This window comes from Stenotrophomonas sp. KH_052, assembly GCF_057838755.1.
The window spans coordinates 3,232,538-3,244,643 of record NZ_CM174475.1; the positions used below are offsets into that span (position 1 = coordinate 3,232,538).

Sequence of the window (12,106 nt, forward strand, 5' to 3'; positions counted from 1 at the left end):
CTCTGGCTTCAATGGCCCGATGGCGGAGTGGTGGAATCGCGAACTATCAAGCGGGGAACCAGGGTCTGCTTGTCCCCTGTCCCGTCCGTGGAGGTGCCGTCCATCAACTGCAGCAGGCGCGTCATGGCCCGGTCGCCGAGCTCGGCGATGCTGACCTGCATGGTGGTCAGCGACGGGTGGACGAAACGCGCCAGTGGAATGTCATCGAAACCCGCCAGGGCGACATCGGTCGGAACACGGACACCGGCCTGCGTGAATGCATACAGGCATCCCAGGGCCATCATGTCGTTGGCGGCGAACACGGCATCAGGCAGCGCTCCGGCTGCCAGCAACTCCTGACCGGCGCGATGGCCGGAAGCTTCGTCGAAATCACCGGGCAGCTCGATGCCCTCGGCGCCACCGCCAAAAGCCGCCAGCGCGTCACGGAAGCCGCGCAGGCGCTCGCGCGCGTCGAAGTTGAGATCCGGGCCAGAAATGAAAGCGATGCGACGGTGGCCGGCGTCAAGCAGATGGCGGGTCATCGCCATCGCACCGGCATGGTCGTCGATGCTCAGCACCGGGTGGTCCTGCCCGGGCAGATAGGTGTTGATCAACACCGTCGGCAACGACTGCGGCAGGTTGTCGGTCAGGAAACCGGGGCTCTCGGCATAGGGCGAGAGCACCAGCAGGCCGTCGACGCGGCCGCGCATGGCGCGCAGGGCCGCGCCCTGCTGCTCCTGGTCACCGTGGTAGCTGGACACCAGCAGGTGCTGGCGACGGCTACGGGCGACATTGTCGATGCCACGCATCAGTTCGGAGAAGAATTCGCCGTACAGATCAGGCAGTACCACGCCCACCGTATTGGTGCGGCGGCTGCTCAGGCTGCGGGCGGCGGCGTGCGGGGTGTAACGCAGCCGTGCGGCCACCTCCAGCACAAGCTGGCGGACCGGTTCGGCGACATTTTCATGCCCGTTGAGCGCGCGGGAAACCGTGGCCACGGAGACCCGGGCTTCGCGAGCGACATCTTTGATTGTGATAGCTGCCTTGTTCACGAAGCCGCCCTCCACGGCTTGGACCTACCAGCATTGGCGCGGAATGTAAGCGTTTCCATCTGGGCTTGTAAACAGTCCGTTAGGCGAATGTCCCGAAATGGACATGGAAATCTGTCTGCAGCGAGCCCCGCAGGGACCCGCCAGGACAGCGTGGGACAAGGGCTCAGCCCTGTTCTGACGGGGTCTGCGCGCGGATGGACAACGCGTGGATATCGGTCTCCATCATCGTCCCCAGCGCGGCGTACACCGCGCGATGCCGGGCCAGCGGGCCCAGTCCGGCGAAGCGTTCACTGACCACATGCACGTTGAAATGGCCGCGGCCATCGCGCGCACCGGCATGGCCTGCATGGCGATGGCTGTCGTCTTCGATCTCAAGCACGCTCGGCGCCAGCGCATGCTGCAGCGCATCACGCATTCGCGAGATCCGTTCCGCGTTCACGGCAACACCTTCCGGAACGGTCGCACCTGCACGCGGGTGTAGACGCCGGCGGCCACGTACGGGTCGGCGTCGGCCCAGGCCTGGGCCTGCAGCAGCGACTCGAACTGCGCGATCACCACCGAGCCGCTGAAACCGGCCGGGCCGGGGTCTTCACTGTCCACCGCCGGGCACGGCCCGGCCAACAGCAGGCGACCCTCGTCGCGCAGCGCGTGCAGGCGCGCCAGGTGTTCCGGCCGGGCCTGCAGCCGTTGTGCCAGGACATCCTGGCCGTCATACCCTTCAATCACATACCACACCGGCATTTCCTCGCTTGCGTTGTCGGTGCGCTGATTCTAGCCAATGCGGCCCTTGGCCCGGCCGCGGCTGGACACTGGCGCGGCAAAGGCTTACCCTAGACTCCATTGCGCGTGGCTGGATGCAGCAGCCCGTCGGTTTTTGCGGCCAACGCAGCCCCCGACGACCGTCCCGCTGTTTCAAAGGGGCCACGTAGACGACCTCCCCGTAGTCCCGTCGCTGCCGATTCCTGCGGCGCGTCCTGCTGTTTGATATGTGTGGAAGCGCGCCGAACCCGGCGTGCCTGGTGCCCTGGGGCTCCGTGGCGTTGGCCCGGTGAACCCGGTGCCGCGACTGGTCCGTTGCAATCCTGATGTCCATTAGATGACTTCCGAACTCGCGCTCGACGCGAACCCGCCAACCCGGCCGCCCGCCCCCCAGCAGCAGGAAATGCCGCTGGCCGTGGTGCATGGGCAACCGGTCCTGCAGATTCCGCAGGACCTGTACATCCCGCCGGATGCGCTGGAAGTCATCCTGGATGCCTTTGAAGGCCCGCTGGACCTGCTGCTGTACCTGATCCGCCGGCAGAACCTGGACGTGCTGGACATTCCCGTCGCCGAGATCACCCGGCAGTACGTGGAATACATCACCGTGATGCGCGAGCTCCGTTTCGAGCTGGCCGCCGAGTACCTGGTGATGGCCGCGATCCTGGCCGAGGTGAAGTCGCGCATGCTGCTGCCGCGCCCGGTCAGCGAGGAAGGCGATGAGGCCGACCCGCGTGCCGAGCTGGTACGCCGGCTGCAGGAGTACGAACGTTTCAAGCAGGCTGCCGAGGACATCGACGCCCTGCCCCGCCAGGACCGCGATACCAGCCTGGCCCATGCCTTCATGCCCGAACGGGCGACGGTGAAACTGCCGCCGCCGGTCGACCTGAAGGAAATGCTGATGGCCCTGCACGACGTGCTCAAGCGCGCCGAGCTGTTCACCGGTCACGCGATCAAACGCGAGGCGCTGAGTGTCCGGCAGCGCATGGGTGAAGTACTCGGCCGGCTTGAAGACGGCAAGTTCTACCGCTTTGAAGGGTTGTTCACCGCCGAAGAAGGCAAGCTGGGCGTGCTGGTCACGTTCCTGGCGGTGCTGGAACTGGCCAAGGAGCAGCTGCTGGACATCATCCAGGAAGAACCGCTGGCGCCGATCTACGTGAAGTCATTGGCCGCCGGCAACACCAACGCCCCGCTGCAGTTCAGCAGCGAGTTCGACGACAACGACGCCGCCAATGCCAACGAGTGAGCGCTGACTGCCGATGGATCAACCGCTGATCGACCGCATTGTCGAAGGTGCGCTGCTAGCCTCCAGCCAGCCGCTTACCCTGGCCCAGCTGAAGGACCTGTTCCCGGAAGAGGAACCGGCACCGCCGGGCAGCATCGAACGTGCGCTGGAACGCCTGCGCGACGCCTGCGCAGGCCGCGGCGTGGAACTGGTCGAGGTCGCCTCAGGCTTCCGCTACCAGGTCACCGGCGAAGTGCACGGCTGGATCAGCCGGCTGTGGACCGAACGCAAGACCCGCTACACCCGCGCCACTTTGGAAACCCTGGCGCTGATTGCCTACCGGCAGCCGATCACCCGCGGCGAGATCGAACAGGTGCGCGGCGTGGCGGTCAGCAGCAACATCATCCAGGCGCTGGAAGAACGCGAGTGGATCCGCGTGGTCGGGCACCGCGACGTGCCTGGCAAGCCGGCATTGTTCGGTACCACCAAGGGCTTCCTGGACTACTTCGGCCTGAAGCGACTGGATGAACTGCCGCCGCTGTCGGAACTGAAGGACCTGGGCGAACTGGAGCCGCAGCTGTCGCTGGACCGCGATGCGCCGCCCCGGGCTGGCGCCGAAGGCCCCGATGTTTCGGCCGGTGGTCACGATGACGCCGCCAATGATGACGCCGGCCTGGCCGGCAGTAGCACCCCCGATTCCGCCGATGCAGCCCCTGCCTCGGCCTCCGATGAGCAAGCACCTTCGCCCTTCGATGATGGGCATCCCGATTCCGCGCCGGGCGAGCGCGCGGTGCCAGTGAACGAACGCGAAGACAACGCCGTCGCGATGACGACCGTGGCTGTTGACCAAGCCGATTCCAAACCAGAGGCCGACCCCGAAACCGTCGGCCGGAGCAAAACTGATGAGTGACACCCCCCGCAAGCCCTCGTTGAACAAGCTTTCGCTCAAGCGCGAAGCCACCTCCGAGCAGTTCAAGCTGGAAGAACGCCTGCACAAGGTCCTGGCCCAGGCCGGCCTCGGCTCGCGCCGTGCGCTGGAACAGCGCATCGCCGAAGGCCTGGTCAAGGTCAACGGTGAAGTCGCGCAGACCGGCATGTCGGTCAAGAGCGGCGACAAGATCGAGCTGGACGGCCGTGGCTTCGTCGCCACCGCCCTGGCCGAGCCGTCGCGCGTGCTGGTCTACAACAAGCCGGAAGGCGAAGTGACCACCCGCGAAGACCCCGAAGGCCGCCCGACCGTGTTCGAGTCGCTGCCGCCGCTGAAGGGCGCGCGCTGGATCGCGGTCGGCCGCCTGGACATCAATACCACCGGCCTGCTGCTGGCCACCACCGACGGTGAGCTGGCCAACGCCATGATGCACCCGTCGTTCGAGGTCGAGCGCGAGTACGTGGTGCGCGTGCGTGCCCCGGAAGGCGAAGAGAAGGTCTCCGACGCCATCATCGACCGCCTCGGCCGCGGCGTCGCGCTGGAAGATGGCCCGGCCAAGTTCGACGAGATCGAACGCATTGGCGGCACCGATTCGCACGACTGGTTCCGTGTTGTGGTGAAGGAAGGCCGCAACCGCGAAGTGCGCCGCCTGTGGGAATCCCAGGGTTGCCAGGTCAGCCGCCTGAAGCGCACCCGCTACGGCAAGGTCACCCTGCCGCGCGAACTGGCCCGAGGCCATTCGGTGGAGCTGGGCAGCGCCCAGGTCGAAGCCCTGCGTGCGCAGCTGAAGCTGGAAGAAGGCGCGCCGTCGGCGCTGACCCTGCAGCCGGTGATCGGCCAGCGCCGCGCCGCCAAGACCACCGTGCGCGTGCGCGAAGGTGGCCGTGGCAATGCCTACGTCAACGGCCACAACACTGCCGACGAAGGTCGCGAGCTGCGTCGTTTCGACAATGTCCGCGAAGACCGCGGCCGTGGTCGTGGCGGCAAGGGCGGCGGCTTCAAGGGCGGCCTGACGGTCAGCGGCGAAGCGGCGGCCAAGCAGTCGCAGAAGCCGTTCAAGCAGCGCGCACAGAAGAACGATCGTTCGCTGCCGGAAGGCAACCCGGCGGCATTCCGTACCTGGTATGTGCCGGACGGTGTCAGCACCGGCCCGAGCGGCCACCGCAATGCCGGTCCGGGTGCTCGTGGCCCCGGCGCACGCGGTCCGGGTGCAGGCGGCCAGGGCCGTCCGTACGGCAAGCCGAAGGGTCCGGGCGCAGGCGCCGGCGGCCAGGGCCAGGGCCGTGGTGGTTTCGGTGGTGAAGGCCGTGGCGGCGCTGGCGGCCAGGGGCGTCCGACCGGTGCCGGCAACCGCTCGCAGGGCCAGGGCAACAAGCACCCGTACGGCCATCCGGGCAATGCCCCGAGCTTCCCGTCCGACCACGCCACCCCGGGCTTCAACCCGTATGGCAGCCCGAAGCCGGCGCAGGGCGCCCGTCCGGGCGGTCGCGGTCCGGGCGGTGGCAACAACCGTGGCCCGGGCGGTAACCGTGGTCCCGGTGGTCCGGGTGGCAACCGAGGCCCGGGCGGCCCCGGTGGCAACCGCGGTCCGGGCGGCCCGCGCCGCAGCGGCCCGCGCGGCGGCTGATCAGCGATCCGACTGAAATGAAAAACCCCAGCTCCGGCCGGGGTTTTTCTTTAAAAAGGGGACGGAGGGGATTAAGTCGTTTTTGCCACGGCGTGTGTCGAAGGGGCGAAAGCGACTTAATCCCCTCCGTCCCCTTTTGCGTGGCGCTGGAACGCGGCGGGTGTGGTGCCGGTCATGCTGCGGAAGAAGGCGATGAACGGGCTCTCGGCGGAGAAGCCGGTATCCTGCGCCACATGCGCGACGCGATGGCCGAGCAGCAGCAGCTCCATGGCCCGCATCAGGCGCCATTGCTGACGCCAGGCCTGGTAGCTCATGCCGGTATCGCGTTGCATCAACCGACCGACAGTACGCGCGCTCAGGTCCGTGCGCGCGGCCAGCTCCCCCAGTTCGGGCGGCAGCTGTTCGGCCAGCGGCAGACAACGTGCGATCCGCGGATCACGCGGCAGAGGCAGGTCCATCGGCGCCACCGGTGCAGCGACGATTTCCAGCACGCACAACGCCAGTTGATGGTGTGCGCGCGGCGACTGCCAGTCATGGTCGAACGGTGCCTGCGCGATCGGTTCCAGCAAGGCCTGCAGCAGCGGACCTACGCCGATGATGGCCGGCTGGCGGGGCAGCTGGGCCGACAGGGTGGCGTCGAAGTACAACGAACGGTAGTCGACCGCCTGGCGCATCTGCGCGCGATGGCGCAGCCCACCCGGAATCCACGCTGCGCGCGCGGGCGGCAGCAGGCTGACGCGATCACCATAGGTCAGGCGAGTACAGCCCTGCCGGGTGTACAGCAGCTGCGCGCGCGCATGCTGGTGCCAACCCGAATCGTGATCCGCCAATGAGGCCGCGATACCCAGCACCGGAGCGCCCCAGGCATCGGCGTCGAAGTGTGCATCCGGCTGCAACCAGGCCATGTCTTATTTCATGTATTCGATGACAGGATATACAGAGTGCGCCATTGCGGACGCGACCACAATGCGCGGCCCTGTTCCTGGAGCGCCCGCATGTCGCGCCGCCTGTTGCTGCTCACCATTGCACTGCTGATGTTTCCGCAGTTGGCACAGACCCTGTACAGCCCGGCCCTGGCCGATCTGGCCGAACGCTTCGCCCTGCCGCCGAGTGCCGCCAGCCAGGCCATGAGCCTGTACCTGTTCGGCTTCGCTGCAGGCGTGCTGCTGTGGGGGCGCCTGGCCGATCGTATCGGTCGTCGCCCTGCCCTTCTCTGTGGCCTCGGCGTTTTCGCAGCGGGCGCATTGGGCGGGCTGGTGGCTGGCAGCTTCGGCCAGGTGCTGCTGGCCCAGGCGTTGGCCGCAGTCGGCGCCGCCGCCGCTTCGGTGGTGACCCAGACCGTGCTGCGCGACCATCTGCAGGGGCCAGCGTTGGCCCAGGCATTCTCCTGGATCGGCATGGCCCTGGCCCTGAGCCCGGCCATCGGTCTTGCACTGGGCACGCTGCTGGTCGCCGCCAATGGCTATGTCGGCGTACAGTCCGGCCTGCTGCTGATAGCTGTCCTGCTGGCAGTCGCATGCCTGGCAGGCCTGCGCGAAAGCCGCCCTGCACATATCCCGCACACGCCCATGCTGCCGCTGCTGCGGGAACTGCTGCGCGATCGCTGGATCTGGTCACACGCGTTGCTGGTGATGGCCTTCAACGTGGCGATGTACAGCTGGTATGCACTCGGCCCCTTCGTGTTTGCACGCCTGCACTGGCCAGCCACCTGGTTCGGCGCCAGCGGCGCGGTGCTGGCATTGGGCTCGGCACTGGGCGCGTGGGGCAATGGCCGCCTGCTGCGTGCAGGCGTTGCCGCAACCACGCGCATCCGCATCGCCGCAGGCCTGGTTCTGACGGGAGGCCTGCTGGCCGCGCTGCTGCATGATCACCCTGCCCTGGTCGCGGCGATGGTGCCGGTGGTGACGGGCTTCGGCCTTGCCATTCCCAATGTGCTCGGCCAGGCCCTGCGCGGCTATCCGCATTGTCTCGGCAGCGCAGGCGCGCTCTTCGGCCTGCTCTACTACCTGTTGATCGGTGCGGCAATGGCGCTGGTCGGTGCAGTGCAGCTGCTGGCACCGACCCTCATCGTGTGTGGCCTGCTGGCCTTGTGGCTGCAGCGGCGGCGTCCCGCTGCAGCCTAGGAATTGCTGCAAAAGCAGCGCACTGTGCGCGACTTCCGGGAACGGCTTTGATTCCCTGGCTATCGTGCGCGCTCTCCCACACCAGGCAGATGCCCATGATCACCATTACCGCCGAACAGGCACGCGCCAACGCCGATGCCGCCAAGCGCCCGATCGAGCAGTTCTGCCGCGACCTCGACAACTCGATCCAGATCGGCTCGGAGAATGGCCGCCGCTATCTCGTGTTCGGCTTCAGCCAGGTGATGGCCAGCGAGCAGCTCGTCGAAGACGTGACCGCACAACTGCTCAAGAATGGTTTCGGTGTCGAACGGTTGTTGAGCGATTCCGAACAGCACTACATCCGCATCAGCTGGGGATCTGCCGAGCCGTCGCGCCTCAGCGCCGGCTGAGGGTGAACGCGGTGCCGTCCACGCCCAGGTCCCAGCCCTTGCCGGTACCGGACAGGGCCAGCGAGATGTCGCCCTTGGTCATCACCTGCGCGTTGCTGGACTTCACCGCACCGGCGTGCGCACCCACCGAGGCGTAAGTACCCAGTAGTTCGTTGACGCTGACCGCGCCGGTGAAGCTGCCACGCCCGTTGGTGATCTTCGACTTGCCCACGGTCAGGCCGCCGCCCTTCATCTGGATGCGCACCGGCATGCTGGCGCCGTTGCTGCAGGTGACCGTGCCATTGCCGGAGGCGGTCTTGTAGATCAGCGACCAGCCGGACAGGTTGTAGCGCAGCTGGCAATCGAGGTTGCCGGCGGCGTGCGCGGCCGGGGCCAGCGATGCGGCGGACAGGGCCAGCAGCAGGGCGAAGGACGTGTTCATGGCAGGACTTCCAGTTCGGTCGGACTGGCGGCGAATCTAGCAGCGCGCGCGTGCACGTTGAATGCAGGCGCGCGTGCTGGTGCGGCGGCGTTCAGGCCATCGCTCAGGCCTGCTCGTCCAGGTGGAAGGCATCGGCATCAAGCATCGCCGGGAAGCGCGCACGGTGTGCGGCCAGCGCCTCGGCCGAGATGGTGGTGGTGACCACCTGTTCGCGCTCGCGGATTTCCACCTGTGGCTGGCCGAGGAAGTCGATCACCGCGCTGTCACCGGCGTAATGCAGCTGGTTGCCATCGACGCCGACACGGTTCACCGCGGCAACGAAGCACAGATTCTCGATCGCACGTGCACGCAGCAGTGTCTTCCACGCATAGGCGCGTGCCGACGGCCAGTTGGCGACGAATATCTGCAGGTCGAAATCCAGCTGCTGTGGACGTTCAACGTTGTAGCGGTTGCGGCAGAACACCGGGAAACGCAGGTCGTAGCAGACCTGCGGATTGATCCGCCAGCCCTTCCATTCCACGCTCAGGCGCTCGCGACCGGCCGCATAGCGCTCGTGCTCGCCGCCATAGCGGAACAGGTGGCGCTTGTCGTAGTACTGCAGCTCGCCGTCGGGCGTGGCGAACAGCAGCCGGTTGTAGACGCCTTCGCCATCACGCAACTGAACGCTGCCGATCACCGCCGCGTTCAAGGCTCTGGCCTGTTCGCGCACCCAGGCCACGGTCGGACCATCCATGCCTTCGGCCTGGGCGATGGCGTCGTTGGAGAAGCCACTGGTGAAGGTCTCCGGCAGGATCACCAGGTCGGTGGTGCCCGCCAGCGGTGCCAGCAGCGCGCCGTAGTACTCACGGTTGCCCGCCGGGTCGTGCCAGCGGGTGTCGCCCTGGACGAGGGAAATGCGCAGGTCCTGCATGTTCAAGCCTCGCTCAGAGCAGGCGCAGGCGTTCGATCGCCGCGTCCATCGTTGCTTCATTCTTGGCGAAGCACAGGCGCACCAGGCGCTGGCCGGCCGGCGGATTTTCGTAGAACGGCGACAGCGGAATGGCAGTGACGCCCTTCTCGATGGTCAGCCACTTCACGAACTCATGGTCCGGCAGGTCGCTGATGGCCGAGTAGTCGACCAGCTGGAAATAGCCGCCCGGCACCGGCAGCGCCTTCAGCCGGGTGCTGGCCAGCTGCTCGCGGAAGCGGTCGCGCTTGGCCTGGTAGAACGCACCCAGCTCCAGGTGGTGTTCGGGCTCATCGCGGATCATCGCGGCGAAGCCGTACTGCGCCGGGCCGAAGCTGGTGAAGGTGTTGTACTGGTGCACCTTGCGGAACTCGGCGGTCAGCGCCGGCGGGGCGATCGCATAGCCGATCTTCCAGCCAGTGCAGTGGTAGGTCTTGCCGAAACTGGAGATGACGAACGCGCGTTCGCGCAGTTCCGGGTAGCGCAGCGCCGATTCATGGCGGCGGCCGTCATAGATGATGTGTTCGTACACCTCATCGGAGATCAGGTAGATCTGCGTGCCACGCAGCAGCTCGGCCAGCGCCTGCATGTCCTGCGCCGACAGCATCGCACCGGACGGATTGTGCGGGGTGTTGACGATCAGCATGCGGGTACGCGGGGTGATCGCCGCACGCACGCGGTCCCAGTCGACGGCGAAGGTCTGCGGATCCAGCGACACATGCACGGCCTTGGCGCCGGCCAGATCGATCGCCGGCTCATAGCAGTCATAGGCCGGGTCGAGCACGATCACTTCCTCGCCGGCACGCACCACGGCGTGGATGGCGTTGAAGATGGCCTCGGTACCGCCGCTGGTGACAGTGATCTCGCTGTCCGCATCCACCTGCGCGCCGTAGCAGTCCAGCGCTTTCTGCGCGATGGCCTGGCGCAGCGGCGCCACACCCGTCATCGGCGGGTACTGGTTCAGCCCGGCGGCCATCGCCCTGGCGGTCTCGTCGATCAGACGCTGCGGCGCCGAAAAGTCCGGGAAACCCTGGCCCAGGTTGACCGCGCCGTGTTCGGCAGCGAGCTGGGACATCACGGTGAAGATCGTGGTACCGACCTTGGGCAGCTTGGTGTTGGGTTGCATCGGCCTGGGGATATGGGGAGACAGGCCCCTGAGTTTACGCAATCCCTGCTTCGGTAGTGCCGGCCGCTGGCCGGCAATCCGGGACTATCTGCGACGCTTGGTCGCGCCTGCCGGCCAGCGGCCGGCACTACCGTATGCATTCACCGCTACAATTGCCGCCGCACTCCGGCATGAAGACCCTGCCCCTTGAACACCCCTGCATTGCTGGCCGCCAGCGGCCTGAGCTTCTCCCGCAATGACGAGCCGGTGTTCGGCCCGCTGGACTTCCATGTGGACGCCGGCGAGGCGCTGCTGGTGCAGGGCGGCAATGGTGCCGGCAAGACCACCCTGCTGCGCGTGCTGGCGGGCCTGGCCCGGCCTGGCGCCGGCCAGGTGCAGATCGATGGCAGGCCGGCCGGCAATGCCGACCGCGCGCGTTACGTCGCCTACCTCAGCCATCTGCCGGCCTTGAAACCGGACCTGGATACGCTGGAGAACCTGCATTTCCTGTGCGGCCTGCACGGTCGCCGCGCGCGGCAGATGCCGGGCAACGCGCTGGCCATCGTTGGCCTGGCCGGCTACGAGGACACCCTGGTGCGGCATCTGTCGGCCGGACAGAAGCGGCGTCTGGCACTGGCACGCATCTGGCTGTCGCCGGCGCCGTTGTGGCTGCTCGACGAACCCTATGCCAACCTCGACCTGGAGGGCATTACCCTGGTCAACCGGATGATTTCCGCGCATCTGCGTGCCGGCGGCGCTGCACTGGTCACTACCCACGGCGCCTATGCCGCACCGCCGGTGCGTACCCGCCAGCTCGACCTCGGCGGTGCCGCATGATCGCGCCGGGTACCGAACCGGGCCTGTGGCAGACCGCAGGTGCACTGCTCAAGCGCGACCTGCGCCTGCTCTGGCGCCGACGCGGCGATGCGCTGCAGCCGCTGCTGTTCGCGGTGCTGGTGGTGGTGCTGTTCGCGTTGGCCCAAGGGCGCGAGCCGCAACTGCTGTCCGCCACCGCTGGTGCGGTGCTGTGGCTGGCCGTGCTGCTGGCGGGCCAGCTGTCGCTGGATTCACTGTTCCGCTCCGATGCCGAAGACGGCTCGCTGGAACAATGGCTGCTGGCGCCAGTGCCGCTGGCCTGGCTGGTGCTGGTGCGCGTGCTGCTGCACTGGGCCACCACCGCCCTGCCGTTGATCGTGGTCAGCCCGCTGCTGGCCGAAATGCTGCATCTGCCGCATGACCAGTTGCCGATGTTGCTGGCATCGTTGCTGCTGGGAACACCGCTTCTGAGCCTGATCGGTGGCGTGGTCGCGGCACTGACCGTAGGCATCCGGCGCTCTGGTATTCTCGTGGCGTTGCTGTCGTTGCCGCTGTACGTGCCGGTGCTGGTGTTCGGTGCAGGCAGCCTGGCAGCGGCGGGACGCGGACAGGATCCGGTCGGTGCACTGCTGATGCTGGGCGCCGGCCTGCTGGTCGCGCTGGTGCTGGCGCCGTTGGCCACCGCTGCTGCAATACGTATTTCTCTGAGTTGACCGAGCTGAGAGCCAATCCACCCCTG

14 protein-coding genes are annotated in these 12,106 nt (G+C 67.1%); 7 read left to right on the plus strand and 7 right to left on the minus strand.

All coding sequences use genetic code 11. The features are described 5' to 3' along the window. Positions 1-8: 8 nt before the first annotated feature. From AC3ITW_RS14905 to AC3ITW_RS14915, 3 genes are all read right to left on the minus strand, one after another. Complete coding sequence (locus AC3ITW_RS14905) at positions 9-1,046, minus strand: LacI family DNA-binding transcriptional regulator (protein ID WP_032129774.1); 1,038 nt, start codon at positions 1,044-1,046, stop codon at positions 9-11. A 148-nt stretch (positions 1,047-1,194) separates the two neighbouring features. Then, the gene (locus tag AC3ITW_RS14910; protein ID WP_434060509.1) at positions 1,195-1,470 is read right to left on the minus strand and encodes a BolA family protein; all 276 of its coding nucleotides are present in this window, start codon (positions 1,468-1,470) and stop codon (positions 1,195-1,197) included. Then, positions 1,467-1,766 (minus strand): YciI family protein, encoded by a 300-nt coding sequence (locus AC3ITW_RS14915; protein WP_032129789.1) that lies wholly within the window; start codon positions 1,764-1,766, stop codon positions 1,467-1,469. Before AC3ITW_RS14915 ends, AC3ITW_RS14910 begins: the two co-directional genes overlap by 4 nt. 361 nt (positions 1,767-2,127) lie before the next feature. Here AC3ITW_RS14915 and AC3ITW_RS14920 point away from each other — a divergent pair, with 361 nt between their 5' ends. From AC3ITW_RS14920 to AC3ITW_RS14930, 3 genes are read left to right on the plus strand one after another with little or no spacing between them, the layout of a single operon-like run. Continuing rightward, positions 2,128-3,033: a segregation and condensation protein A gene (locus AC3ITW_RS14920; protein WP_489389680.1), complete on the plus strand. Its 906-nt coding sequence runs from the start codon at positions 2,128-2,130 to the stop codon at positions 3,031-3,033. 13 nt (positions 3,034-3,046) lie between these two features. Further along, the gene (gene scpB / locus AC3ITW_RS14925; RefSeq protein ID WP_012511617.1) at positions 3,047-3,922 is read left to right on the plus strand and encodes an SMC-Scp complex subunit ScpB; all 876 of its coding nucleotides are present in this window, start codon (positions 3,047-3,049) and stop codon (positions 3,920-3,922) included. Next, positions 3,915-5,567 (plus strand): pseudouridine synthase, encoded by a 1,653-nt coding sequence (locus tag AC3ITW_RS14930; RefSeq protein WP_489389681.1) that lies wholly within the window; start codon positions 3,915-3,917, stop codon positions 5,565-5,567. The genes scpB and AC3ITW_RS14930 overlap by 8 nt, the downstream gene beginning before the upstream one ends. A 116-nt stretch (positions 5,568-5,683) precedes the next feature. Here AC3ITW_RS14930 and AC3ITW_RS14935 read toward each other — a convergent pair whose 3' ends face one another. Further along, complete coding sequence (locus AC3ITW_RS14935; protein WP_489389682.1) at positions 5,684-6,472, minus strand: AraC family transcriptional regulator; 789 nt, start codon at positions 6,470-6,472, stop codon at positions 5,684-5,686. 90 nt (positions 6,473-6,562) lie between these two features. Between AC3ITW_RS14935 and AC3ITW_RS14940 the strand changes: the two genes are divergently transcribed. Further along, positions 6,563-7,690: an MFS transporter gene (locus AC3ITW_RS14940; RefSeq protein ID WP_489389683.1), complete on the plus strand. Its 1,128-nt coding sequence runs from the start codon at positions 6,563-6,565 to the stop codon at positions 7,688-7,690. A 95-nt stretch (positions 7,691-7,785) separates the two neighbouring features. After that, the gene (locus tag AC3ITW_RS14945) at positions 7,786-8,079 is read left to right on the plus strand and encodes a hypothetical protein (protein WP_032971499.1); all 294 of its coding nucleotides are present in this window, start codon (positions 7,786-7,788) and stop codon (positions 8,077-8,079) included. Here the strand turns inward: AC3ITW_RS14945 and AC3ITW_RS14950 are convergent. The 3 genes from AC3ITW_RS14950 to AC3ITW_RS14960 all read right to left on the minus strand — a co-directional run bounded on the left by AC3ITW_RS14950 (position 8,066) and on the right by AC3ITW_RS14960 (position 10,572). Next, the gene (locus tag AC3ITW_RS14950; protein ID WP_071229733.1) at positions 8,066-8,500 is read right to left on the minus strand and encodes a hypothetical protein; all 435 of its coding nucleotides are present in this window, start codon (positions 8,498-8,500) and stop codon (positions 8,066-8,068) included. The genes AC3ITW_RS14945 and AC3ITW_RS14950 overlap by 14 nt on opposite strands. A gap of 103 nt (positions 8,501-8,603) precedes the next feature. Further along, positions 8,604-9,410 carry an amidohydrolase gene (locus tag AC3ITW_RS14955; RefSeq protein ID WP_489389684.1) on the minus strand — a complete coding sequence of 269 codons (807 nt, stop codon included), beginning with the start codon at positions 9,408-9,410 and terminating at the stop codon, positions 8,604-8,606. Between the two features lie 13 nt (positions 9,411-9,423). Beyond that, positions 9,424-10,572, minus strand: a complete 1,149-nt coding sequence (locus AC3ITW_RS14960) for a pyridoxal phosphate-dependent aminotransferase (protein WP_126927525.1) — start codon at positions 10,570-10,572, stop codon at positions 9,424-9,426. A 186-nt stretch (positions 10,573-10,758) separates the two neighbouring features. Between AC3ITW_RS14960 and ccmA the strand changes: the two genes are divergently transcribed. Together ccmA and ccmB are read left to right on the plus strand one after the other, a co-directional pair. Then, complete coding sequence (ccmA, locus tag AC3ITW_RS14965) at positions 10,759-11,388, plus strand: heme ABC exporter ATP-binding protein CcmA (RefSeq protein WP_006378249.1); 630 nt, start codon at positions 10,759-10,761, stop codon at positions 11,386-11,388. After that, positions 11,385-12,080 carry a heme exporter protein CcmB gene (gene ccmB / locus AC3ITW_RS14970; RefSeq protein ID WP_006378252.1) on the plus strand — a complete coding sequence of 232 codons (696 nt, stop codon included), beginning with the start codon at positions 11,385-11,387 and terminating at the stop codon, positions 12,078-12,080. The genes ccmA and ccmB overlap by 4 nt, the downstream gene beginning before the upstream one ends. Positions 12,081-12,106: the final 26 nt, after the last annotated feature.

What these genes read in the sequence shown, in the direction of transcription:
- AC3ITW_RS14920 (WP_489389680.1), top strand. Translation starts at nt 2,128, where the DNA reads ATGACTTCCGAACTCGCGCTCGACGCGAACCCGCCAACCCGGCCGCCC.
- scpB (WP_012511617.1), top strand. Translation starts at nt 3,047, where the DNA reads ATGGATCAACCGCTGATCGACCGCATTGTCGAAGGTGCGCTGCTAGCC.
- AC3ITW_RS14930 (WP_489389681.1), top strand. Translation starts at nt 3,915, where the DNA reads ATGAGTGACACCCCCCGCAAGCCCTCGTTGAACAAGCTTTCGCTCAAG.
- AC3ITW_RS14935 (WP_489389682.1), bottom strand. Translation starts at nt 6,472, where the DNA reads ATGGCCTGGTTGCAGCCGGATGCACACTTCGACGCCGATGCCTGGGGC.
- AC3ITW_RS14940 (WP_489389683.1), top strand. Translation starts at nt 6,563, where the DNA reads ATGTCGCGCCGCCTGTTGCTGCTCACCATTGCACTGCTGATGTTTCCG.
- AC3ITW_RS14945 (WP_032971499.1), top strand. Translation starts at nt 7,786, where the DNA reads ATGATCACCATTACCGCCGAACAGGCACGCGCCAACGCCGATGCCGCC.
- AC3ITW_RS14950 (WP_071229733.1), bottom strand. Translation starts at nt 8,500, where the DNA reads ATGAACACGTCCTTCGCCCTGCTGCTGGCCCTGTCCGCCGCATCGCTG.
- AC3ITW_RS14955 (WP_489389684.1), bottom strand. Translation starts at nt 9,410, where the DNA reads ATGCAGGACCTGCGCATTTCCCTCGTCCAGGGCGACACCCGCTGGCAC.
- AC3ITW_RS14960 (WP_126927525.1), bottom strand. Translation starts at nt 10,572, where the DNA reads ATGCAACCCAACACCAAGCTGCCCAAGGTCGGTACCACGATCTTCACC.
- ccmB (WP_006378252.1), top strand. Translation starts at nt 11,385, where the DNA reads ATGATCGCGCCGGGTACCGAACCGGGCCTGTGGCAGACCGCAGGTGCA.